This is a genomic window from Hyphomonas sp. GM-8P (assembly GCF_003263315.1).
GTDB lineage: Bacteria > Pseudomonadota > Alphaproteobacteria > Caulobacterales > Hyphomonadaceae > Hyphomonas.
Genome location: NZ_AWFE01000001.1, coordinates 49,790 through 72,676 on the forward strand (window position 1 = coordinate 49,790; position 22,887 = coordinate 72,676).

At 62.3% G+C, this 22,887-nt stretch carries 27 protein-coding genes, 1 other RNA gene and 1 pseudogene; 16 read left to right on the forward strand and 13 right to left on the reverse strand.

The features are described from left to right. The first annotated feature begins 96 nt into the window (after positions 1–96). A complete protein-coding gene (gene hemN / locus HY26_RS00255; protein WP_034769036.1) occupies positions 97–1,446 on the forward strand; it encodes an oxygen-independent coproporphyrinogen III oxidase in 1,350 nt (449 codons plus the stop codon). Positions 1,447–1,586: 140 nt separating this feature from the next. On the opposite strand, the gene fghA is transcribed toward hemN, so the two are convergent. Next, complete coding sequence (gene fghA, locus HY26_RS00260; protein ID WP_112072692.1) at positions 1,587–2,432, reverse strand: S-formylglutathione hydrolase; 846 nt, start codon at positions 2,430–2,432, stop codon at positions 1,587–1,589. 160 nt (positions 2,433–2,592) lie between these two features. On the opposite strand from fghA, the gene HY26_RS00265 reads away from it, so the two are divergent. Further along, complete coding sequence (locus HY26_RS00265) at positions 2,593–3,684, forward strand: glutathione S-transferase family protein (RefSeq protein ID WP_112072693.1); 1,092 nt, start codon at positions 2,593–2,595, stop codon at positions 3,682–3,684. A 97-nt stretch (positions 3,685–3,781) separates the two neighbouring features. Then, positions 3,782–4,159 carry a rhodanese-like domain-containing protein gene (locus HY26_RS00270; RefSeq protein ID WP_112072694.1) on the forward strand — a complete coding sequence of 126 codons (378 nt, stop codon included), beginning with the start codon at positions 3,782–3,784 and terminating at the stop codon, positions 4,157–4,159. Here HY26_RS00270 and HY26_RS00275 read toward each other — a convergent pair whose 3' ends face one another. From HY26_RS00275 to HY26_RS00310, 8 genes and pseudogenes are all read right to left on the reverse strand, one after another. Beyond that, entirely contained in the window at positions 4,160–4,471 is a 312-nt protein-coding gene (locus tag HY26_RS00275) for a hypothetical protein (RefSeq protein WP_112072695.1), read from the reverse strand. A gap of 13 nt (positions 4,472–4,484) precedes the next feature. Next, positions 4,485–4,976: a RidA family protein gene (locus HY26_RS00280; protein ID WP_233351474.1), complete on the reverse strand. Its 492-nt coding sequence runs from the start codon at positions 4,974–4,976 to the stop codon at positions 4,485–4,487. 17 nt (positions 4,977–4,993) lie between these two features. Then, entirely contained in the window at positions 4,994–5,311 is a 318-nt protein-coding gene (locus tag HY26_RS00285) for a hypothetical protein (RefSeq protein ID WP_051600270.1), read from the reverse strand. Between the two features lie 129 nt (positions 5,312–5,440). Continuing rightward, entirely contained in the window at positions 5,441–5,818 is a 378-nt protein-coding gene (locus HY26_RS00290) for a VOC family protein (RefSeq protein WP_034769045.1), read from the reverse strand. 83 nt (positions 5,819–5,901) lie between these two features. Next, positions 5,902–6,957 (reverse strand): annotated as a pseudogene (locus HY26_RS00295) (acyltransferase family protein); the annotation flags it as partial. Positions 6,958–7,344: 387 nt separating this feature from the next. After that, a complete protein-coding gene (locus HY26_RS00300; protein WP_051600272.1) occupies positions 7,345–7,869 on the reverse strand; it encodes a DUF1993 domain-containing protein in 525 nt (174 codons plus the stop codon). Positions 7,870–7,891: 22 nt separating this feature from the next. Next, positions 7,892–8,389, reverse strand: a complete 498-nt coding sequence (locus tag HY26_RS00305; RefSeq protein WP_112072698.1) for a thioredoxin family protein — start codon at positions 8,387–8,389, stop codon at positions 7,892–7,894. Next, positions 8,389–9,495 carry an S-(hydroxymethyl)glutathione dehydrogenase/class III alcohol dehydrogenase gene (locus HY26_RS00310; RefSeq protein ID WP_034769047.1) on the reverse strand — a complete coding sequence of 369 codons (1,107 nt, stop codon included), beginning with the start codon at positions 9,493–9,495 and terminating at the stop codon, positions 8,389–8,391. Before HY26_RS00310 ends, HY26_RS00305 begins: the two co-directional genes overlap by 1 nt. A 180-nt stretch (positions 9,496–9,675) precedes the next feature. On the opposite strand from HY26_RS00310, the gene dapB reads away from it, so the two are divergent. The 7 genes from dapB (at position 9,676) to HY26_RS00345 (ending at position 14,704) form a co-directional block, all read left to right on the forward strand. Beyond that, complete coding sequence (dapB, locus tag HY26_RS00315; RefSeq protein ID WP_112072699.1) at positions 9,676–10,512, forward strand: 4-hydroxy-tetrahydrodipicolinate reductase; 837 nt, start codon at positions 9,676–9,678, stop codon at positions 10,510–10,512. Between the two features lie 92 nt (positions 10,513–10,604). Continuing rightward, the gene (locus tag HY26_RS00320) at positions 10,605–11,009 is read left to right on the forward strand and encodes a PTS sugar transporter subunit IIA (protein ID WP_034769051.1); all 405 of its coding nucleotides are present in this window, start codon (positions 10,605–10,607) and stop codon (positions 11,007–11,009) included. A gap of 23 nt (positions 11,010–11,032) precedes the next feature. Further along, on the forward strand, positions 11,033–11,326 hold the full coding sequence (locus HY26_RS00325) for an HPr family phosphocarrier protein (RefSeq protein ID WP_034769054.1): 294 nt from the start codon (positions 11,033–11,035) through the stop codon (positions 11,324–11,326). A 61-nt stretch (positions 11,327–11,387) separates the two neighbouring features. After that, positions 11,388–13,079 carry a M20/M25/M40 family metallo-hydrolase gene (locus tag HY26_RS00330; protein ID WP_199288524.1) on the forward strand — a complete coding sequence of 564 codons (1,692 nt, stop codon included), beginning with the start codon at positions 11,388–11,390 and terminating at the stop codon, positions 13,077–13,079. Between the two features lie 36 nt (positions 13,080–13,115). Continuing rightward, positions 13,116–13,479: a transfer-messenger RNA gene (gene ssrA, locus HY26_RS00335) on the forward strand. 93 nt (positions 13,480–13,572) lie between these two features. After that, positions 13,573–14,217 carry a DUF5671 domain-containing protein gene (locus HY26_RS00340; RefSeq protein WP_112072700.1) on the forward strand — a complete coding sequence of 215 codons (645 nt, stop codon included), beginning with the start codon at positions 13,573–13,575 and terminating at the stop codon, positions 14,215–14,217. After that, the gene (locus HY26_RS00345) at positions 14,207–14,704 is read left to right on the forward strand and encodes a hypothetical protein (RefSeq protein ID WP_146740144.1); all 498 of its coding nucleotides are present in this window, start codon (positions 14,207–14,209) and stop codon (positions 14,702–14,704) included. The genes HY26_RS00340 and HY26_RS00345 overlap by 11 nt, the downstream gene beginning before the upstream one ends. A 5-nt stretch (positions 14,705–14,709) precedes the next feature. Here the strand turns inward: HY26_RS00345 and HY26_RS00350 are convergent, their stop codons facing one another. Beyond that, on the reverse strand, positions 14,710–15,381 hold the full coding sequence (locus HY26_RS00350; RefSeq protein ID WP_112072702.1) for a glutathione S-transferase family protein: 672 nt from the start codon (positions 15,379–15,381) through the stop codon (positions 14,710–14,712). A 189-nt stretch (positions 15,382–15,570) separates the two neighbouring features. Here HY26_RS00350 and HY26_RS00355 point away from each other — a divergent pair, with 189 nt between their 5' ends. Further along, a complete protein-coding gene (locus tag HY26_RS00355; protein ID WP_112072703.1) occupies positions 15,571–16,581 on the forward strand; it encodes an LLM class flavin-dependent oxidoreductase in 1,011 nt (336 codons plus the stop codon). Here HY26_RS00355 and HY26_RS00360 read toward each other — a convergent pair. Beyond that, positions 16,578–17,003 (reverse strand): hypothetical protein, encoded by a 426-nt coding sequence (locus HY26_RS00360; protein ID WP_112072704.1) that lies wholly within the window; start codon positions 17,001–17,003, stop codon positions 16,578–16,580. The genes HY26_RS00355 and HY26_RS00360 overlap by 4 nt on opposite strands. Positions 17,004–17,393: 390 nt before the next feature. Beyond that, positions 17,394–18,125, reverse strand: a complete 732-nt coding sequence (locus HY26_RS00365; protein WP_233351479.1) for an endonuclease/exonuclease/phosphatase family protein — start codon at positions 18,123–18,125, stop codon at positions 17,394–17,396. A 62-nt stretch (positions 18,126–18,187) separates the two neighbouring features. On the opposite strand from HY26_RS00365, the gene cls reads away from it, so the two are divergent. Continuing rightward, positions 18,188–19,651, forward strand: a complete 1,464-nt coding sequence (gene cls, locus HY26_RS00370; RefSeq protein WP_112072705.1) for a cardiolipin synthase — start codon at positions 18,188–18,190, stop codon at positions 19,649–19,651. Between the two features lie 23 nt (positions 19,652–19,674). Here cls and HY26_RS00375 read toward each other — a convergent pair whose 3' ends face one another. Then, complete coding sequence (locus HY26_RS00375; RefSeq protein ID WP_112072706.1) at positions 19,675–20,913, reverse strand: aminotransferase class V-fold PLP-dependent enzyme; 1,239 nt, start codon at positions 20,911–20,913, stop codon at positions 19,675–19,677. A gap of 151 nt (positions 20,914–21,064) precedes the next feature. Between HY26_RS00375 and HY26_RS00380 the strand changes: the two genes are divergently transcribed. The 4 genes from HY26_RS00380 (at position 21,065) to HY26_RS00395 (ending at position 22,851) form a co-directional block, all read left to right on the forward strand. Then, a complete protein-coding gene (locus HY26_RS00380; RefSeq protein WP_035570410.1) occupies positions 21,065–21,295 on the forward strand; it encodes a hypothetical protein in 231 nt (76 codons plus the stop codon). A gap of 177 nt (positions 21,296–21,472) precedes the next feature. Further along, positions 21,473–21,955, forward strand: a complete 483-nt coding sequence (locus tag HY26_RS00385; RefSeq protein WP_112072707.1) for an SspB family protein — start codon at positions 21,473–21,475, stop codon at positions 21,953–21,955. A gap of 9 nt (positions 21,956–21,964) precedes the next feature. Further along, entirely contained in the window at positions 21,965–22,423 is a 459-nt protein-coding gene (locus HY26_RS00390; RefSeq protein ID WP_112072708.1) for a PaaI family thioesterase, read from the forward strand. Then, positions 22,420–22,851, forward strand: a complete 432-nt coding sequence (locus tag HY26_RS00395) for a PaaI family thioesterase (RefSeq protein WP_112072709.1) — start codon at positions 22,420–22,422, stop codon at positions 22,849–22,851. The genes HY26_RS00390 and HY26_RS00395 overlap by 4 nt, the downstream gene beginning before the upstream one ends. Positions 22,852–22,887 lie beyond the last annotated feature (36 nt).

Sequence of the window (22,887 nt, forward strand, 5' to 3'; positions counted from 1 at the left end):
CGACCCTACGCCCGCCCAGCGGCGCCGTCGAGACAGCGGATGCGTACGGGATTCTGCGTAATCCGGCGGCCTGCCAACGCTGCTAAGACGCGGGGCATGAAACAGGCATGGACCACTTTCGCAACGCGGCCCGTTCCGCGTTATACGAGCTACCCGACGGCGGCGGATTTCAGTCCCCGCGTGGCCGAAGATCAGGCACGCATCTGGGCGGCCTCCGTCAATCCGGATGAGCCGATCTCTGTCTATATGCACGTGCCTTTCTGCGAGAAACTCTGCTTCTATTGCGGCTGCGCCACCAGCGTGCCGAACGGTTACCGCCGGATCGGCACATACCTGGAAACGCTGCATCAGGAGATCGACGTCTGGGCCAAGGCACTCGGCCCGCATGCCGGCATGGCGCACCTGCATTTCGGCGGCGGCTCCCCGAACGCGCTCTCGGCGGAAGACTTCAAAGGTCTCGTGTCGCACGCCATCGACGCCTTCGGAACACAGCCCGATATCGAGATCGCCGTCGAAGTCGATCCGCGTACGCTGACACCGGATTTCATCCAGGCCATGGCGGACGCCGGCGTCTGCCGGGTCAGCTTCGGCGTGCAGACCCTTGCCCCGAAAGTGCAGGAAGCCGTCGGCCGCATCCAGCCGAAGGAGCTGCTGGTGGACGGCATCGAACGCCTGCGTGCGGTCGGCATCCACGCCATCAATATGGACTTGATGTACGGCCTGCCCTTCCAGACCGTGGAAGACGTCGTCGAAGCCGCCCACTTCGCTGCCGAAATGGGCGCCGCGCGCGTCTCCTTCTTCGGCTATGCCCATGTGCCCTGGTTCGCCAAACACCAGGCCGCCATCGATGAATCCGCCCTGCCGGGCCTTGAAGAACGCTTCCGGCAGGCAGAGGCTGGCGCTGCCACGCTGACGGGTGCCGGGTTCCACGCCATCGGCCTTGACCACTTTGCCGCCCCGGACGATCCGCTCACCCGCGCAGCCCGCAGCGGGACACTGCGCCGGAACTTCCAGGGCTATACCGACGACCCATGTGAAACACTGGTCGGCATCGGCTCGACCTCGATCTCGCAATTTCGTCAGGGCTATGTGCAGAACTTCAAGGCGCGCACCGCTTGGGCGGCCGCTGTCGAAGACGGCCGTCTGCCCTCAGAGCGCGGTATCGAGCTGACCGAGGATGACCGTCTGCGCGCCCGCGCAATCGAAAAGCTTATGTGCCAGCTATGGGTGGATGTGGACGCAACCTGCCGCGAGATGGGCGCAGACCCCGGCGCGCTGGACGACGCGCTGGAAACTGCGCGCTTCCTGCAGTCCGCCGACCTCTGCCGGATAGACGGCGATATCATCAGTGTACCGAAGGAAGCGCGCCTCCTGCTGCGCACGGTCGCCCAGTGTTTCGACGGCCGGTACAAACCGGTCGAGGCGCGCCACGCCAAGGCGGTGTAGCGCAGACAAGATTCGCAGGTGCCGGTGTCCCACGCCGGCATTCATGCAAGGTCGTGTGCTTGCAGGGCACAGGGAAGCGGTCGCGCATGAACCCCGATACCCAACGGGGCCTGCGGACGCATTCTCTCTTTTTGAGGCGCTCAGGCTTTCAGGCCGGCCGCGTGATGGGCGATATGATCGTCCATGAAAGTGGCGATGAAATAGTAGTCATGGCCATAGCCTTCGCGCATCCTGTAATCGAGCGCCTGGCCGTTCGCCATGCAGGCATCAATGAAGATCTCTGGCTTCAGCTCTTTTTCGAGGAACGTATCCGCGGTGCCGGTGTCGACCATGATGCGGGCGCGGCTCTGGCGTTCCTTCACCAGTTCAGTTGCGTCGTACTGCTCCCACGCGATGGAGGCCGGGCCGAGATAGGCGGTGAAGGCTTTCTGACCCCACGGCACGCGCGCCGGGCTGGTGATCGGGCTGAAGGCCGAACAGGTCTTGTAGGTTTCCGGATATTTCAGGTGCAGCGTAATCGCCCCATGACCGCCCATGGAGTGGCCGAAGATTCCCTGCCTTTCCATGTCGGCATTGTTGAATTCGGCACCGACCAGCTTCGGCAGCTCATCGGTGATGTACTGGTCCATCTTGAAATGCTTCGCCCACGGCTCCTGCGTGGCGGTCAGGTAAAAGCCCGCGCCCTGGCCGAGATCATAGGCCTCGTCATCCGGGATGCCTTCGCCGCGCGGACTGGTATCCGGCGCGATTACCATGATGCCATGCTCGGCCGCCACGCGCTGCAGGCCTGACTTCTCCATCACGTTCGCCCAGCTGCAGGTGAGGCCGGAGAGATACCACAGCACCGGCACCGGGCCGTCAGCTGCCTGCGGCGGCGTGTAGACCGCAAAGCGCATCCTGCAGCCCAGCACCACAGACTCATGGTCGTATACGGACAGGTTTCCGCCAAAGGATTTCCAGGAAGAGACAGAAGTGAGCTGGGTCATGGGCGCGTACAGGGTCCTGCGGCTGGTTGGAACGGATTGCCCCACGGGCAACACGATTGGGCGCGGCGCGTCAAGCACTGTCCTTTACGGGATAGCAGCCTTGCGCCCGCGGGCAATCCTGCGGCACAAAGCCCGCCACAAAGGGACAGGAAAACGCATCATGCCAGCATACACGCTCTACGGCGCCGAGGTCAGCTATTTCACCGGCAAGGCCCGCGCCTATCTCCGCTGGCGCGGGGCAGACTTCGAAGAACAGATCGCCACACAGCAGGTCTATCGCGACATCATCCTGCCGAATGTCGGCTGGCCCGTGATCCCTGTGTTGAAGATGCCGGACGGCAGCATCGTGCAGGACACCGCTGACATCATCGAACAGGTCGAGGCCGCCGAACACCGCGAGCCGCCTGCCCTGCCGGCGACGCCGCTGCAGCGCTTCGTGGCGCTCCTGCTCCAGCTCTATGGCGATGAATGGCTCACCTTGCCTGCCATGCACTATCGCTGGACCTATAATGAGGACTGGGCCTATTCCGAATTCGGCGCCCTCTCCGCCCCCCAGCTCAGTCGGCCGGAACAGTATGAGATCGGCAAGAAGAACGGCCAGCGCTTCAAGGGCGCCCTGCCAGTCCTGGGTGTGCACCCGGAAACCATTCCCGGCATCGAGCGGAGCTATGAGGCCTTCCTCCGCGAGTTTTCCCAGCACCTTGAAGCCCACTCCTTCCTGCTCGGCGAGCGCCCCTGCCTCGCCGATTTCGCCTTCATTGGACCGCTCTACGCCCACCTCTACCGTGACCCGGAATCCGGCGTGCTGATGAAACGCCTTGCCCCGCGCGTGGCGGACTGGGTTGAGCGCACACATGCGGGCGACGCGGGCACGGGTGACCTCGCCGCTGATGATGGGATTCCGGAAACGCTGCTGCCGATCCTGAAGCGCCAGATGCGCGAGCAGCTGCCGGCTCTGAAGGCCACCAACGACCTGTTTGCCGGTTGGGCCGCGGAGGCTTCATCAGGCGATGCCGTACCGCGCGCTGTGGGGCAGATCGAGGTCTCCATCGAAGGCTTCACCGGACCGGCGGCCGCGCGGACGTTCCCGCTCTGGCGCCTGCAGGCTGTGCTCGATGCGTACGGCGCCATGGACACAGACGCGAAGGCCCGCGCCGATGCGCTGCTCGCTTCGGTTGGCGGTCGGGCGCTCGCCTCGTTCGAACTGCCTGCCCGGATGGCACGGAAGGATTGCCGCCTCGTCCTCGCCTGACGGGACGCCGTGACTGCATCTGTCGCAGGCGCCGCATCTATGGCGGCTTCTACCCGGATGCTAAATCTCAGGCCGTAACGGCAATGAGGCGCGATCCATGGGATTGTTCGACAAGCTATTCGGCGGCAGCAGCAAGCCCGCCATCCCGCAGATCGATCCGGCAGACGCGAATGACCGCGTGCGCAAGAAGCAGCTGATCCTTGTCGATGTCCGCACCGAAAGCGAATGGGAGAGCGGCATTCCGAAAGGCGCCTACACTGTCACCCTGGGCGATCCGCGCATGGTCGACACGATCTATGGGTTCATGAAGGAAGACGCCTCGGCGCCGGTGGCGGTGATCTGCCGGTCCGGCATGCGGTCCGGCCGGGCGGCGAAGCTGCTCGCCGGGGCCGGGTTCACCGACGTCAGCAATGTGCGCGGCGGGATGATGGCCTGGACGGCAGCCAACCTGCCGATCAAGCAATACCGCAAGTAATCATCCAGGCCTGGTCTGAGGCCGGGGCCGCGGGAAGGACACGGCAAAACCGTCTTCGATGAAGCCCTCGTCCGGTTCGTTATGGGGCGAGCCCGCATCCTCGTAATATTCGAGCGCCGGATACTGTGCTCGGATGTCGGCCTTCAGGCCCTCGCTCAACCCCAGCTCCATATGCGCCACCAGCGCCTTGGTCCATTGGGAAATCGAGGCGACCCGGTTGCCCTCTTCGATGGCCCGTTCGATCACCCGGCGGATCGTTTCCGACCCGACGGGCGACAGGTCCACCGGGGCATCCGGGTCGCGCCATTCCATTGTGGCCGGTCCTTTACGGACGGATGGCGAGGCACTCGATTTCGAGTTCCGCGCCCAGCGCCAGGCCGCCTGCCCCGAACGTGGACCGGGCCGGCTTCGGATCCGGCAGCGCCGCGTCATAGGCCGCGTTCATTTCGCCATAATTCTGCATGTCGCCCAGGAAGACGCTGCATTTGACGATGTCCGACAGATCTGCATCGAATTCGTCCAGCGTGGCTTCGATATTCTTGAAGATCTGCGTTGTCTGCGCGCCCGTGCCGCCCGGCGGGAAGGTGTTCGTTGCCGGATCGATGCCCAGCTCTCCGGACAGGTAGATCGTTTCACCCACGCGCACGGCCTTCGAGAACGGCAAATCCATTCCGGCCACAGTCGGGGCGGAATAGTATTCGACATCCGGCTTGTACATGGCCTCAACGCCTTCGACATCGGCGATGACACAGCCGCCAAGGCCCGTTGTGGCCATCACCAGCGCGGCAATGCCGCCCATCCTGAACATGTTTTTCATGCAAGTCATTCCTGTTGTCAGTGGATCCATCTGGGGCGCTCTTCCTCGCCCGCCTCATCTTCCTCGTCCTGCGAATAGGACGTGAACTGAATATCATAGCCAAAGGGTTCGTCGTCGGCGGGTTCGTCGGGGTCGGTCACGAACACCTGCAGCTCGCCATCGGGCTTGAAGCCGAGGCGCTGTCCGATGGCGACGATCATGTCAGCCGCCTGGTCCGGATCTTTGGCCCAGACTTTCATGGCCATGATATATCGCCCGCATTCGGTATCGAAATCCGCATTCGGCGAGAACACCTCTCCGTCGGCCAGCAAAGTGTAGTGGGTAAACTCGGTCATCTCGGTCGCCTCCCTCCAGCCCCTGTGCCGGGGCATTATCGGCGTCTGTCAGAGCAACAGACTACATAAGGTCGCCCGAATGCGAAACCGCCCCTCCTGATTTGGGAGGGGCGGCCTGGGTATTTGCCTTTAACCGCGGCACATCGCGCAGATCTTGTTTCCGTCCGGATCGCGCAGATAAGCGAGGTAGAGCTTCATGCCGCCGCCTTCGCGCCAACCCGGCGGGTCCTCGATCGGCGTGCCGCCCGCCGCAACGCCTGCAGCGTGCCAGGCATCAGCCTGTTCCGGATTCTCGGCGGCGAAACCGATCGTGCCGCCATTGGCGTGCGTGGCCGGCTGGCCGTCGATCGGCGGGGTCACCAGGAAGGTGCCGCCATTGTGCAGGTAGATCAGACGGCCTTTCGGATCGGTGATGGCCTCCCGGCCGCCAATGGACGTGAACAGGGCGTCGTAGAACGCCTTGGCTTTTTCAAGGTCGTTCGTGCCGACCATGACGTGACTGAACATGCGTGTTCTTCCTCCTTGATTGGTGCCGCATGTGTGCCCCAGCCGCACGGGCGGCGCCAGAGGAATTCCCGCCTCTCGCTGCGTCAGGTGGACAGGCTCGTAGGTCGCAACCGGCCTGCGATCTTGCTCCGCAAGAAGGCGGTATGGTTTTCCGTCATCCGGCTGAAGCCCCAGCCGACACCGAACAGGACGAGCGTGAGCGAAAGCGCCACGAACAACGTCGTGAGGTTCACCCCGAATGTGCTGAACTGCTGCAGGATGGCGATCGCCATCAACATGGCGGGGAAGTGACACACATAGAGGGAGTATGAGGCGCCCGCCCCATAAACGGCGCCGGGCCGCGCCAAAGCCGGGATGCCAAGATCGAACAGGATCACCGCACAAAGGAAGACCCCGAAGCCGGCGCCAACGACAAGGCCGTCCATAAGCCAGCTGGATTCCACGACTCGGGTGAAACCAAGCGCGGACAGGAAGACGAGGCCAGCCAGGCCACCAAGGCCATAGCGTGTCACCATCGGCAATTGCCGCAATTGCCCGCCGACAAACTCGGTAAAGACATAAACAGCCGACCCGATCAGCCAGATTCCGAAGGCTCCGCTGACATTGGAGTCGAAGAACAGAATGAAGGTGATGAAAGCCATGAGGCCCGGAATGACAGCGCGCTGACGCAGCAACAGAATCAGTGCCGGGAACCAGAGATAATACCAGAACTCATTCGCAAGGCTCCAAAGCGGGAAATTGGAACCGAACGTGTCGTAAAAGATGTTCTGGAGGAAAGCGATGTTTCCGAGAAAGGCCGGGACCGTCAGCCGCTCGCCAAGGTCAATCGGCGCCTCATCGAGAATGGCGTAGTTGGAATAGATGCTGAAATCGAAAACGTACCGGCCAAGAATATCCAGCAGGCCACCCAGCAGCAAAGCCGGCACGGCAACGATCCAGAGGCGCGTCAGCCGGTCGGTCAGGTATGATGACCAGCTCCATCGATCTGCCGCAATGCGCCGCAACACCGAGCGGGTGATCCAGTACCCGCTGATCACAAAGAAAATGCGGACCGCATCCTGTCCGAAACTCGCGGTCAGAAAAACCGCACGCCACAACGGGCCCATTTCAGGTGTCAGATTTGGCGTGATGACAAGCCAGACATGGGACCAGGTTACCTAGGCTGCCGCCAGGAAGCGTATCAGATCGATGGTTTCAAAAGCGCGGGTTGGGACCAGATCCACCCGCCTCGATGCAGTAATACTGGTCACTTGAGAGCTCTTTCCTCGGGATTGGCACACCAGACGCATCCCACCCGCAAACGATGTGCCAGAATCGCTGAAGGTGCAAGCCAGCAGGAAGCCGGCAAGTTCGATCAAGGCGCCGCAAGGAACACCCTCCCCCTCTTTCCCAATCAGCCAGCCAGGTCCGTTTGACAGACCCTCTGCGGGTCATGTCGGAGACGTGGTCAGCAAACAAAAAACGGGCGGCAATCGCCGCCCGCAGGAAATTCCAGATACCTGTGTCCAGTGCCGGACTGACTACACTCAACCAGCCGCCGCGAGCAGCGGGCGGAGGTGGCTCATATAATCGGCCTTGCCAATGGCCAGCCCTTCTGCCCGCAGGATGTCGTAGGCCGTGACGAAGTGGAAATAGAAGTTCGGCGTCAGCCACTCGTCGATATAGTCCTGCCCGGAGATGGAGAGTGTCGGAAAGCCGGGGAGCTCCAGGATCGTCTTCCCTTCGGCGAAATCTTCCTTCGTGTCAGTCTGTGCCTCGATCCGCGAAATCGTCTCGGCGACGAGCGCCTTCAGGTCCGCAAAGCTCGCCTTATCGCTCTCGAATTCCTTCACTGGCGCGGCGTTCAGCTTGCCCAGCAGCAGCTCCGCCTGACGGCAGGTGAACCAGACCTGGTTCGGCAGTGGCAGCATGTCCTCGGCCAGCCGCGCCGTCAGCAGCGCGGTCTTCTCCGGATCATCCGGCAACAGTTCCGCTTCCGCCCGTCCGAGCATGTTCTTCAGCGACACAAGACGTGTACGGTAAATTTCGAGATTGCGTTTGACGATGCCCATCTGAGTTTCCTTCCAAACCGGTTCAGTTTTTGCGCCAGCGCTCTGCAAATTCCAGCATGCGCGTGCGATTGTATCCCTTGCCTTCTTCCAGCTCGGCTGTTCCCTGTGAGGCAAGCAAACCGCCGTCAGAGTCCAGCACATAGAAATGCGGATAGCCTTCGGCCTCCGGAAAGCCCCCCAGGAATTCCGTGTTCGGATGCTCGCGGCTGAAATTGATCTTCACGATCATGAAGCTCTCGCCGAACGCCTCGCGGACATCGGTATTGTCTTCCAGATATTTGTCGAGAATCTTGCACCAGACGCACCAGTCCCCGCCGACTTCCAGCAGGATGTGCCGGCCATCGGCCTCTTCGATTGCCCGTTGAACATCCGCCGCTGGGTCAGCGGTCTCGTTATATGTGTCCGACAGGTAGAGCTTCGCTTCTGGCGCCTCTTCCGCCTGCGCAAAGCCCGCTGCCGAGACCAAAGCCAGCCCCAGCGCCGCCGCGCCAAGACAATGGCGCACGCCGCGGCCCCGCATCAGTAAACCACCACAGACCGGATACTCTCGCCCGAGTGCATCAGGTCGAAGGCGTCGTTGATCTTGTCGAGCTTCATGACGTGGGTGATCATCGGGTCGATCTGGATCTTGCCGTTCATGTACCAGTCGACAATCTTGGGCACATCCGTGCGGCCCTTGGCGCCGCCAAAGGCCGTGCCGCGCCAATTGCGGCCCGTCACCAGCTGGAACGGCCGTGTGCTGATTTCCTTGCCGGCTTCCGCCACACCGATGATGACCGAGGTGCCCCAGCCGCGATGGCAGCATTCCAGCGCCTGGCGCATGACGTCCGTGTTGCCGGTGCAGTCGAAGGAATAGTCCGCGCCGCCATCGGTCAGCTCCACAAGATGGGCGACCACATCGACGGTGTTCTTCGGATTGACGAAATGCGTCATTCCGAATTTCTCGCCCCATTCCTTCTTGGAGTCGTTGATGTCAACGCCGACGATCTTGTCGGCCCCGGCCATCTTTGCGCCCTGGATCACATTGAGTCCGATGCCGCCGAGACCAAAGACGACGACATTGTCACCGACCTGAACCTTCGCCGTATTGACGACGGCGCCAACGCCGGTCGTCACGCCGCAGCCGACATAGCAGGCCTTGTCGAAGGGCGCGTCCTCGCGGATTTTCGCAACGGCGATCTCCGGCAGGACGGTAAAGTTCGAAAAGGTCGAGCAGCCCATGTAATGGTAGATCGTCTGGCCCTTGTAGGAGAAGCGGCTGGTGCCGTCCGGCATCAGGCCCTTGCCCTGCGTGGCGCGGATCGCGGTGCAGAGGTTCGTCTTGCCGGAGAGGCAGCTTTTGCACTGGCGGCATTCCGGCGTGTAGAGCGGAATGACATGGTCACCCGGCTTCACGCTGGTTACGCCCGCGCCGACCTCGCGAACGATGCCCGCGCCTTCATGGCCCAGCACGCTCGGGAAGATGCCTTCAGAATCGAGCCCGTCCAGCGTGTAGGCGTCCGTGTGGCAGATGCCGGTGGCCATGATCTCGACCAGCACTTCGCCGGCCTTCGGGCCTTCCAGATCCAGTTCGACGATTTCGAGCGGTTTCTTGGCCTCAAAGGCGACGGCGGCGCGGGTTTTCATAGCGGGAGGCTCCTCGGCGTATCAATGGTGTATTCACGGTCCATACATGGTGTTCTTCATGGTGGGCCGCAGGCACAGACGGGCGGACCATTTCAGCTTCGCTTCCCCGGCGCAAGAGGCGGACTCCCGTCAATTACGCATACCCGTTTCCCTGGGCCAAAACCCGGTTATAAGGGCGCCATGACAGACCAGACTTCCGAATCCTTCGCCGTCGCCATTGCAGGTGTCGCAGGCCGCATGGGCCGCCAGCTGGCCGCCGTCTCCCACCGCCACGGGCTGACGGTCGCGGGTGGTACGGAAATCGCGGGCTCCCCTCACCTCGACACGGCTATCGGAGACCTCGCAGGGATTCCGGGCCTGAATGTGAAGCCGGCCTCCGACCCGGTCACCGCCGCCGCCAAGGCCGATGTCTGGTTCGATTTTACCCGGCCCGCTGCCACGATCGCAGCGCTGGAAGCGCTGAAGCACACGCCTGTACGTGTTGCGATTATTGGCACGACAGGCTTTTCGCCCGCAGAGGAAAAGGCACTTGAGGCAGCCGCAGGAGACCTCGCCATCGTGAAATCCGGCAGCTTTGCGCTTGGCATCAAGCTGCTGGAAACGTTGATCCGCCGCGCCGCCGCCAGCCTCGGTCCGGACTGGGACATCGAAGTGCTGGAAACCCACCACAACAAGAAGGTGGATGCCCCGTCCGGCACGGCCCTGATGCTCGGCGAAGCTGCCGCTGAAGGCCGCGGCGGCACGCTGGATCAGCTGCGCACAGGTCCCTATGACGGGCCGGACGCTGCCCGGGAGCCGGGCAAGATCGGCTTTTCCGTCCGCCGCATGGGCGGGGTGATCGGCGAGCATTCGGTCAGCTTCGGCTCGGAGACGGAAATCGTCACCCTCAGCCACACATCGCTCGACCGGGCCATGTTTGCAGAAGGTGCGCTGAAAGCGGCGTTCTGGGCCATTAACCAGAAACCCGGCCTCTACAGCATGGACGATGTGCTGGGGCTTTCAGGCAACGGCGCCTGAGAAAGCGACACACCGCACAGCTGAATCCGGGTTGACGGCCATACTCGCCATGGCAGCATGACAAATTCGTCACGTAACCTGAAAGGGGCGGCATGATCGGCATCGTCGTCGTCAGCCACGGCAAACTCTCGAAGGAACTCGTCGCCGCGACAGAACACGTCGTGGGCGAACAGATGCGATTCAAGTCGATATCCATCGAAGCCGAAGACGATATCGAGGCCCGCCGCGAACAGATCCGTGACACGGCGAAGGCCTGTGACGTCGGCCTGGGGGTGATCATCCTCACCGACATGTTCGGCGGCACGCCATCGAACCTCGCCATGTCGATCATGGGATCCGGCAATATCGAAGTCATCTCGGGCGTAAACCTGCCCATGCTGATCAAGCTGGCCGAAGTCCGTGACGAGCTTCCGCTCGCCGACGCAGCCCAGACGGCTGCAGATGCAGGCCGGCGCTACATCAATATCGCCTCCGAACTCCTCGCCAAATCCAATTGACCCGGAGCCCTGTGCAGAACGCCGTGACCGAAGCCCGCCAAAGCGTGACAATCGTCAACCGCAAGGGCCTGCACGCGCGCGCTTCGGCCAAACTCTCGAAGCTCGCAAACGAATTCGAGTCCAGGGTGGTAGTCAGTCATGAAGGCCAGGAGGCGGATGCCCGCTCGATCATGGACCTGTTGATGCTTGTCGCTGCTCAGGGCTGCGAAGTGGAACTCGCTGCCAAGGGCCCCGACGCGGCCGAAGCCGTCACCGCCATCGCCAGCCTTATCGCCGACGGCTTCGGTGAAAGCGGCGAAAGCGACGTGCTTTACTAATCCCCCTCTCCTTGACCCCCGGCCGGATGACTGGCCACGCAAACCCCGAAGAGTAGTGCAAATGATCAGAGCGATTTTGGCATCCGCAAGTGCAACCCTGATGCTGGCGGCCTGTACGCCTGCCGCTGACACCGGAAGCGCCAACAGCTCTGAAAGCGCGCCTCCGATCAGCACTGAAAACATGTCCGAGACGGTAAAGGTCCTCGCTTCCGACGAATTCATGGGTCGCGCGCCCGGCACTGAAGGCGAGACCAGGACCGTCGCCTACCTGATCGAGCGGTTTAAGGATCTCGGCCTTGAACCTGGCGGACGGGACGGGAAATGGACAGATCCGGTGACCCTGAAGCACTCCGTCGTGAATGATATTCGCACACTCAATGTCAGCCATGGCGAGACTGAGATCCCGCTCAGGCAAGGTCTGGACATCAACATCAGCTCTCCCAATCCACGCGAAGACATCGTCATCAAGGATGTGCCGATCGTGTTCGTGGGCTTCGGCGCCAGCGCGCCGGAACGTGACTGGGACGATTATGGGGACATGGACCTGACCGGCAAGGTCGCCCTCTTCCTCGTGAATGACCCGGATTTCGGTGTGGCGGAAGACGACCCCGTCGCCGGCGTTTTCGGTGGCCGACGGATGACCTATTACGGCCGCTGGGCCTACAAATACGAAGAGGCCGCCCGCCGCGGCGCGGTTGCCGCCTTCGTGATCCATGAAACCCAACCCGCGGGCTATGGCTGGAACGTCGCCGCCTCCTCGCCGGGCGAGAATTATGCCGTTGCCAGCAAGGGCCCGGCGAAACCGGCGCTCGACCTGCGCGGCTGGCTGCATGAGGACATGGCCCGGCACTGGCTGACACAGGCCGGATACAACCTCGACGAACTGAAAACCGCCGCCCGCAAGCGCGATTTCGAAGCTTTCACCCTTGATGATCTGCGTTTCAATGCAGATCTGGGCCTGTCTGTGGAAACGGTCGAAAGTCAGAACGTACTCGGCAAAATCACCGGGACAAAGCGGCCGGATGAAACCATCATGCTGTCCGGACACTGGGATGCATTCGGGATCGGCATTCCGGATGCGGAGGGCCGCGTCGTCAGACCCGGCGCAAACGATGATGCGCTCGGCCTTGCCGGCATCATGGAAATTGCCCGTAACCTGAAGGCCCGCCCCGCGCCGGAACGAACGGTCGTGGTCGCCGCCTGGACCGGCGAAGAGAGCGGCCTGCTCGGCTCGGAAGCCTATGCGCAGGACCCGATCTATCCGCTGGAAACAACGGTCGCCAATTTCACGCTGGACATCCTGCAGACGGCGGGTCCGGCAAAAGATGTCATCCAGGTCGGCGAGGGCCAAAGCGAGCTTGAGGAGATGATGGCGGCGGCCGCCGCCAAACAGGGCCGCACGGTGTCTCCGGAAGGTCTGCCGGAGAACGGCCTGTTCTACCGGGCAGACCACTTCTCCCTCGCGCGCCGCGGCGTGCCAGTATTGCTGATCATGGGGATTGCCGGCGGACCGGACCTTGTAGACGGCGGGCGGGAAGCCGGGATCGAATGGGTCGCTGGCTATATTGCCAACCGCTACCACAACCAGAACGATGCCTGGGATCCGGACTGGGACCTTCGCGGCGCAGCGCAGGATGTGGAACTCTTCCTGGACATGACCGAAGACCTCGCCAACTCCACGGCATGGCCCGACCTGAAGCCGACATCGGAATTCAAGGGCCTGCGCGACGAGAGTGCCGCCGCACGGGAGTGACCTTCCCCACCTTCATGGGGCCCCACCTTCATGGCCCCCCTTTCATCAGCGGCGCTGTGCCCCTATATTGGTGGGGTCTTCGGACTATGGCGATAAACGCGCGTGTAATAAGCGGCTCGGACCCGGGGGCGGTACCCGGCGGCTCCACCAAAAGCAGGTTCAGGCCTTTTCACCGGGCCTGTTTCTGACGGGGCCGAAATAGGATCGACGGACGTGTAAAGACGAGGCCTTCGCCGGATTGGGCCCCCTCAGAAGCCCAAATCAACATAGTTGCAAACGACAACTTTGCTGAAGGTGAACTGATGGCTGCGTAAGCAGTCGGATGATTACCGAACTTAACTCCTAGGGGTTCAGATCCCTAGGCGGGGCCCGGAGGCGCCTGGCAACAGAAGCCTCCACTTTCCCTCCCCGAATTGCTTGCCAAGCGAGGCTCTCCGCCTCAATCTCGGCGCGTGCATGACATGCCTCTGAGCAGGCAGGGAGGAAACCGCCCATGGCGAACAGCACATTGACCCAGTTTGTGAAGGAGGCCCTTGAGAAACGGCAGGACCGGAGCGGCATCCGCGCCGCACTCCTCAATGCTGGCTGGCGGGAACAGGAAATCGATGAGGCTCTCGCGGCCTATTCCGATGTTGCCTTCCCCATCGCCGTACCAAAACCGGCCGCCTACCTCTCTGCCCGGGAAGCCTTCTTCTATCTCCTTTTCTTCATCCTGCTCGGCGTCGTCGCCTTCAATCTAGGCTCGCTCCTGTTCGCGCTGATCGACGCGCTGGTCCCGGATATTCTGGAGGAAGAGACCTATCGCGCGAGCGCACAGGACCGCCAGATCCGCGGCGCGATTTCCGGCCTCGTGGTGGGTACGCCCCTATTCCTGTGGCTCGCCCGCATTCTGCTGAAGGCCCGCCACGAGAACCCGGCCCTGCAGAGATCCCGCATCCGCAAATGGCTGATCTATATCAGCCTTGTCATTGCCGGCATTATCCTGGTCGGGGATGCGATTTCCCTCGTTTACAGTTTCCTGAATGGGGAGCTGACCTGGCGCTTCACACTCAAATCGTTTGTCGTCGCGGCGATCGCCGGTGGTATTTTCGGATATTTCATTACCCATGCCGAACGGGACGAAGCCGATGGCATATAGCCAACACACATTGTATGGCAGCGTCCTTGTCGGTGTGATCATCGCTGCCAGCCTCGCTGGGATCGTAATTACCGGCGGCCCGGGTCAAGCCCGCAAGGAACGGGAAGATCTCGCCCGCCAGCAGGCACTCTCCGAAACGGCGCTGGCGCTGGCCTGCTACCAGCAAGCGTTTGGCGAGATTCCCGAAGACCTGACCATTGTCGAGAACGAACTGGCGCATGTCACGTCCGAGGCGCGCCAGCAAGATGCCTGCTCTCAGGCCGAAATCCGGAAAGATCCGGTCTCGGACGAACACTTCCGGCTGGAACGGCAGCATGGATCGGTCACCCAGATCTGCGCTGAATTCGCAACGGGCAATTCAGAAGCCCCATACAACAGCTACCGATATGCGCCCTCGCGTGCTGTCATTCTGGATCTGGACAAGCCCCGCGAGACCGCAGGCGAATATTGCTACGAACTGAACCTGTCGGCCAAGCTGGAATACTGACCTGCCTAGAGCAGGATCGTCCCCTTCCCGTCCTTCTCCATGGCGCGGATGTAGGACGGCGTTTCGCGCATCTGTTTGAGGAAGCGGTGCGCGTTGGGGAAGTTCGCTTCGTCCATGCCCGCCCGGTGCGCGGCAAGCTCCATGGAATATCCCATCACCATGTCTGCCGCGGTCAGGTTTTCACCGGCGAACCATTTTGTCCGGCCGAGCTGTTTCTCGATCTCGCCAAGCAGCGCATTCAGACGCGGGGTGAAGAAGGCCTGGTCGAGGCCGTTCACCATTGCCTTTGCGACCGGCCGCATCAGGAAAGGCGCGCGGGCCGACATGGCCATCATGACGAACTTATTGGTCAGCAGCGGCTGAAGGCTGCCCTGTGACGTGTGGAACCAGAACAGGTAGCGCACACGCTCCTGCGTGCCGGGCGCCGGGCGCAGGCGGCCGTCATCGTGCCAGTCGAGAATATAGTCCACGATGGCATTGGTCTCGGCGAGGGTCACATTGCCCTCTGTGATCACCGGCGCGGTGCCGAGGGGCGAGACGGCCTTGTACTCCGCGGGGGCCAGCCGGGTCTGCGGATCACGGTCATAGAGCTTCACCTCGTAAGGCACACCCAGCTCCTCCAGCAGCCAGAGGATGCGGATGGATTGTGACTTCTCGAGATGGTGCAGAGTGATCATGGCGGGGCCTTTCCGGTTTCGAGCAATTCGCCTGTTACGATCCAGCAGTGTGTTCGGATCATATGACGTTGCGTGAAGGGCGAGAATTTCTCCATTCCCGGTTCAAATGCTCTCTCAGACGCGTCTGGGGGTGTCGCCGCACGGGTCGCGGCCCCATATGCCCTCAGACAGGACAAAGGAGCCAAGCTGATGATCCCGTATTCGGTCCTCGATCTTTCACCAGTGCCTGCGGGCTCAACCCCCGCGCAGGCCCTGGCCAATACGGTGGACCTTGCCCGCCATGCCGAACGGCTCGGCTATCATCGTTACTGGATGGCGGAGCATCACAACATGACCGGCATTGCCTCGGCCGCGACGTCGATCCTGATCGGCCATGTCGCGGGGGCCACTTCGACCATCCGCGTCGGCGCGGGCGGCATCATGCTGCCAAACCATGCGCCTCTGGTCATCGCCGAACAGTTCGGCACGCTGGCGACGCTCTATCCTGACCGGATCGACCTTGGCCTCGGCCGGGCGCCCGGCACCGACCAGCTGACCATGCGGGCCCTGCGCCGGGGCCAGCAAAGCGCTGACATGTTCCCACAGGACGTTGTCGAATTGCTCAGCTATTTCGAACCGGCAGAGCCCGGCCAGCAGGTACAGGCCGTGCCGGGTGCGGGCACGCATGTGCCGGTCTGGATCCTGGGATCGAGCCTGTTCGGTGCCCAGCTCGCCGCGCATCTGGGCCTGCCCTATGCCTTCGCGTCGCACTTTGCGCCGGACGCTTTGGAACAGGCGATCGAGATCTACCGTGCACGTTTCAAGCCGGGAGTGACACAGGCGCCGCGTTTCATGCTGGCGATCAATGTGCTCGGCGCCGATACCGATGAGGAAGCCGTCCGGCTCAGAACCTCCGTCCAGCAAGCCTTCGTCAATCTGCGCACCGGCCGGCCGGGGCCCTTGCCGCGCCCCGTCGATGACATCCGGGATGTGGCCCCTCCGGAACTGATTACGCAGGTCGACCGGGCGCTGCGCGTCTCGGCGACGGGCAGCCCTGAGAAGGTCACCGCAGAACTGTCTGCCCTGATCGACCGGCACCGGCCGGACGAGGTCATCCTGACCGGTCAGATCCACGATCACGCCGCGCGCCTGCGTTCATTCGAAATTGCCGCCGAAGCCATGAAGGCTATCGGCGCACGCTCGGGCGCTGAGGCCGGCTAGTTTTCCAGCCGGTCCATTTCTTCGCTGAGCGCGTCCATCAGTTCCGGATGTTCTGACTGGATGCGGATCATGGAGGTCGCGATCCGGCCCTGCACTTCGATCAGTTCGGCATACCGCCCGCCAAAGATCTGCATGCCTTTGACGCCGGAAATCTCGCCATCGAGCTCTTCGGACATCTGGTTCAGGCCATCCACTGCCACCTGGATCTTCTTCGCGGCCGCCTTGGCGCTTGCTTCGTCGTCGACGGTTTCCAGCGCGTCGGCGATGCGCGTCATCTCATTGATGTAGGCTTCACCGATATCGCTGGCGGAAGACTTCGCGGTGATGTCCTCACCGGTCTTGCCCTGAACATCGTCTTTTCCGCCGCAGCTCGTCAGCATCAATGCCGCCGCGAGGCCGGCTGCCAGAAATCCATGTCTCATACTACGTCCCCTGACTGTGTTTTCAGAAGCACATTCTTAAACCAAGTTCCAAGGCAGGACTATGGCCGCTTGTCATCTACCGCAGGCTGACCTAAGCGGACCACCCCGCACCGGACGTGCGTCCTATGAACCCTCGACGATGAAAGGAGATTGGCAATGACCACAACCCGCTTCTCCAATTTCATCATGACAGGTTCACATGACACGACGCATTCTGCGGCCTCTGGTGGCCGCCCTGTTCCGGCTCAGCGGCCGGACGGAAAAAACTGATAACTTATCGCAGCGGGACCGGCGTATCGCGGCCCGTTCCCTGAAAACAAAACTGCCTGCCCACCTCCTCCGGGACATCGGCGCGGATGATGGATGATGCCCCGCTCTGACATTCAGGGTTCAGGCGAGTTCCATCTCCGCCGTCACATTCAGATGGTCGGAACAGATTTCCGGCCCCGGCTGGTACTGGCCGAGCTTCAGAGCCGGTCCGGTGAGGATGTGGTCATAATCCCGCAGCGGCCGCCACGAGGGATAGGTCGGCTCCGGCTGCCGGTCAGAATGTGCCTGCATCCGCTCAAGAAACGCCTCCGCCGGGCTCGCATGCAGGCTGCAATTGAAGTCCCCCATGACCACCCAGCGCCCATGGCGCGGCAGGTGCCGGGAGAGGAACTCCAGCTGCAGCGCCTGATCGCGCCTGCCAAGGCTGAGATGGACGCAAGCCACATCAAAGTGCATGGCGGCCTCGACCGTCGCAAGCAGGCAGCCGCGCCCCGGCACCCTGCCCGGCAGTTTCAGGTCCCGCACATTCGACAGCGGATGCCGGCTGAGGATCGCATTCCCGTGGCGCGACACACCGCGGATCACCCGGTTTTCCTGGATCGCCAGATGATCATGGCCCGAGCGTTCGGCAATCGCATTTGCCTGACAGCGATATCCGGCCCGGCGCCCGCCAAGGTCGACCTCCTGCAGGCAGACAAGATCTGCGCCGCGCACCGTTTCGGCGATGGTGTCCAGCGTGCTGGCCTTTGCCGGCGTGTGGAAAACCTGCCGGTGCGCGCGTATGAGATAATCAGTAAAACGGGCCGTCCCGATGGCGGCCTGAATGTTCCATGTCAGCAGTTTCAGGGGCACGGTCTTCCTTTGGCGGTTCGGACAGGACAGGGTAAGGCTTCACGAATTGTCAGGCTGGGCACATGATTCCTCTTCTCAGTTCCATACCCTTTCTCGTGCACTTCTCCCTGTCGGTCCTTGCAGCAGTGCGCCTGCTTTACCGCAAGCTGGCCGTGAACACGACCCTGGCATGGCTGTTCCTGCTGTTCGGCCTGCCGGTGGTGGGTGTCGCGCTATATGTGCTGTTCGGCGACCACCGGCTGGGCGGGCGGCGCATGAAGATGGGCGAGCGCCTTCGCTCGTTTTTCATGCAGGTCTTCAGCGTGAAAGACGCCGGCATCCCGCCAGACATCGCAAGCGTTCCCCGCTACGCGGCACTGTCCCGCTCGATCCAGGCCGATACCGGCTTTCCCGTCCTCACCGGTTTGTCTCCGGCATTCTTCGCGGAGGCCGGTGACCTCTATACCGCCATGCAGGCCGATATCGACGCGGCCTCGGACAGCATCTGCCTCGAATTCTATATCCTCGACCCGGCGGGCCGCGTCGGGGATGTGCTGGCCGCGGTCGAACGGGCGGCGCAGCGGGGCGTCGACTGCAAGATCCTGGCGGACGATTTCGGCTCCAAGCCCTTCTTCCGGTCACACTGGCCAACGCGGCTGAAGAAGGCGGGCGTACAGATCGTCCGTTCCCTGCGGGTCAATCTGTTCTCGTCCTTCTTCCGCCGGTCCGACCTGCGCAATCACCGCAAAATTCTCGTCTGCGACCAGCGCGTCGGATATGTCGGCAGCTACAACCTCGCAGACCCAAAACTGTTCAAGGCTGACCGCGGTGTTGGCCAATGGGTCGACATGATGATGCGTGTCGAAGGCCCTGTCGTCGATGCCCTCACATCGGTTTGCCTGTCGGACTTCCTGTTCGACAGCGTTGGCTACCAGATTGGCCGGGCCGACCTGAATGCCCTTCCCATCGTGCCCCGAGTGGGCGGGGGCGAAGGCACGCCTGTGTCCATGCAGGTGCTGCCGTCCGGCCCGGAAATGCGCAACTCCACGATCTATGAAGTCCTCGTCTCGGCGATCTTCAGCGCGCAGAGGCGGCTACGCATCGTCTCGCCCTATTTCATTCCGGATCCTTCGGTCCAGCTTGCCCTTGTCTCAGCCGCCAAGCGCGGGATCGAAGTCGAGATCATCGTGCCGGAACGCATCGATTCCCGCCTCGCCCAGTTTGCCAGCCAGTCATCCTACAAGGAATTGCTGCGCGCCGGCGTGCGCCTGATCCGGTATCGCAGCGGCCTATTGCACACAAAGCTGATCCTGGTGGACGACGAGATCGCCCTGTTCGGGACGGTGAACATCGACATGCGCAGCTTCTACCTGAACCTTGAGCTGACCATGGTCATTTATGACGCCGCCACCAGTGCCACGCTGTGGAAGCACTCGGACACCTACCTGCCGGAAAGCACACCGCTGGACCCGGCGCGATGGGAACAGCGCCCGGAGTGGCACAAATTCCTCGAAAACATCCTGCGCCTCGCCAGCCCGATTCTTTAGGTGCGGGCCTCGCCGGACTGTCCCTAGCTGTAACGCGCTTCCACTTTGGGGCCGTCCTTGCCCGCCCTCACCGCTGCGAGGCTCGCCTCAAGATCGGCAAGATAGGCATCCGCCACATCGGCATGCTTGGGGCTCAGCATCAGGTGCAGGCTCGGCGGTTCCTTGGTGACTGACGTGAACCAGCCGCGCCGGAAGATCTCGCCATAGATCGCAAAGGCATGGGCGTCCGGATGGGAAAAGGCCATCAGGCCCAGCATCGGATTGCCGACGATGTCAAAGCCGAGGCGCTTCACACCCTCTTCGATCTTTTCCCGAGTCGCGCAGACCTGCCCCTGCAGGCGCTTGTAGCCTTCGACGCCCAGCGTGTTCATCACGCCCCAGGCAGCTGAGATCGCGCCGCCCGGCCGCGTGCCCGCCAGCGTCGGCGTCTTCATCGGCGCGCCGCTCCAACCGGCCAGATCGAACGGCATGTAATTGTAGAGCTCTTCGGAGCGGAACAGCACCGTTGAGGCGCCCTTGGCGCAATAGCCATATTTGTGCAGGTCCGCGCTCATCGAGTGGACAGCGGGAACTTCAAAGTCGAAGGCTGGCACCGGCACGCCGTTCATCCGCGCGAAGGGCGCAAAGTATCCGCCGACGCAGGCATCGACATGCAGCCACACGCCCTTTTTCGCGGCGACCTCGCCCAGTTCAGCGATCGGGTCGATAATGCCATGCGGGAAGTTCGGCGCCGAGCCGACCATCATCACCGTCGCTTCATCCACTGCCTCGCCCATCGCGGCGGGGTCTGCCTCATAACTGCCATCCGTCTTCAGCGGCACGCGGCGGATCTCGATATCCATCAAATGGGCGGCCTTGTCGAAGGCAAGGTGGGCCGATTGCGCCAGCACGACATTCTGCCCCTCGCGAGGTTTGCCCTGCGCGCGGGCATAATCGCGCGCGGTCTTCATCGCCATGGTGATGGAGTCCGTACCGCCGGACGTCATCGCACCGGTCGCCCCCTCCGGCCCGTGCAACAGGCCGAGGCCCATGCCGATCACTTCCTTCTCCATCTGGGCAAGGCTCGGAAAAGCCAGCGGGCCGAGCCCGTTCTCGGCCATATAGAGCTGATAGGCTTCCTGCTGGACCTGTTCGACCTCATGGCCGGCATTGAAGACGTAAACGGCCGTACGCCCGTCGCGCCATTGCGCATCGCCTCCGCCGCGGCTGATCATTTCCTGGCGCACATCGGCCCAGTCGCGCCCCTTCTCCGGCATCTGCATGGCTGTTCCTTCCCTCGATCTCTTGTCTGGTTTGAAACCTAAGCGGGCCATCGCCGCTTGACCATAGGCTGGCCCCTGCCACCCGCCCCCGTGCAACTTTTCACCGCCTGGCACGTTGAGTCTTTACTCCCCAAGAAAGGAGGAGACTCAAATGACTGACCAGAAGACGATCCAAGAAGCTGGCCAAAAAGGCGGAACATCCCCCCAATCCGGCCCACAATCCGGCCCACAATCCGGCAAGAATCACGACACCGAAACGGACGACCGGAAGATTCGCCCGGCTGGGCCTGAAAGCATGGAAAGCCCGCCCGAAAACTGGGACAAGGTCGATGAAGAGAGCGACGAATCCTTCCCGGCGAGCGATCCACCCGCCAATTACTGAACGGCTGCCCCCGCTAGAGCGTTGCAATCCCGAGGCATTCCGGCCGCCGTGTGCGCCTGCGCGCGAAGTGCAGCTTTTTGCTCGCGCATTGTGCGAAGCCCGTTGCCCGCACGCGGCGGGAGGAATATTGTGAACAAAAGAACAAGCCAGAAATTTAATGGGGATCAGCACCGGGCCATGACGGATTATATCGGTTACGAAGCGCTCACTCAGGCCGCCATGCGCGGCGTGGTCCGCGAGGCGCTGAAGCGTGCAAAAGCAAACGGCGGCCTGCCCGGCGACCACCATTTCTACATCACGTTCCGGTCCAAGGCGCCGGGCGTGCGCATGGCCGACTACCTGACCGAACGATTCCCGGTCGACATGACCATCGTGGTCCAGCACCAGTTCTGGGACCTGGAAGTGCATGACGGGCATTTCGAGATCATCCTGAAATTCTCCGGCGTGCCGCAGCACTTGTTCGTGCCCTATGCCGCGATCACGCGCTTCGTCGATCCGTCCGTGAATTTCGGCCTGACCTTCGAGGCACAGGACAAGGACGCGACCGTTATCTCCCCGGCTTCCGATCTGGCCGAGACGAATGACGACGAGAGCGAAGGCGAAGCTGCAGCGGGCGAGGCCGGCACCGTCGTGAACCTCGACGCATTCCGCCGCAAATAGGCCAGACGATTGGCAGATACTGAAAAACCCCGCATCAGCGACGCTGACATGCTGGCCCGCTTCCAGGGCTCGAAGAAGCGTCCCCCCTGCTCCGACACGCTGGGCATGACGCTCACAGAGGTCGAGCAGGATGCGATGCGCATACGGATGGAGTTCGACGTCAGTTCGTCCTTCGCCAATCCGACCGGCGCCGTGCAGGGCGGCTTCATCTCCGCCATGCTGGATGAAGCGATGAGCACCTGTGTCATCATCGCCTCCAACGTCACCATGACGGCGCCGACACTGGAAATGAAGACAAGCTTCCTGACCCGGCTGATGCCCGGCAAGGCGTATGTCGATGCCCGCATCGTGCGTCTGGGAAAGTCCGCCGCATTCATGGAAGCAGAATGTTTTGACCCGGACGGCAAGATGGTCGCCAAGGCGTCCGCCACGGCCATCCCGATGCCGTTCAAACGCCTCGCCAAATGAGTTTCGACAAACGCGCCTATTGGGAAGGCATGCTCGGTGAAGGCAAACGCCCGCCCGCGACAGACTTTGTCGGTTTGGACCTGATTGCCTTCGATGAGACGGAAGGCTGGGCCGAGGCCGCTTTCTGCCTGCCGGCCCAGGCCACCAATCCCGGCGGCACGGCGCAGGGCGGCTTCGTGACCGCCGCGCTGGACGAAATCATGAGCATTGCCGGCTCGATCGTGCAGGATGGCCCGGCCATGGCGCCGACCCTGCAGATGACGGTCAGTTTCATCCGCCCCGTGCCAGTTGGCGTGCGTCTTCTCGGCCGCGGCGAAGTCGTCCGCAAGGGCCGCCAGGCCATCTTCACACAGGGTTTCCTGCGCAGCGAAGACGGCAAGCTGCTTGCTCAGGCAACCGCCAGCTGTATCCCGCGCTCCATGGCCTGACGCTGCGACAGGCTGCGCGAGAACGCCGGTCTGTGC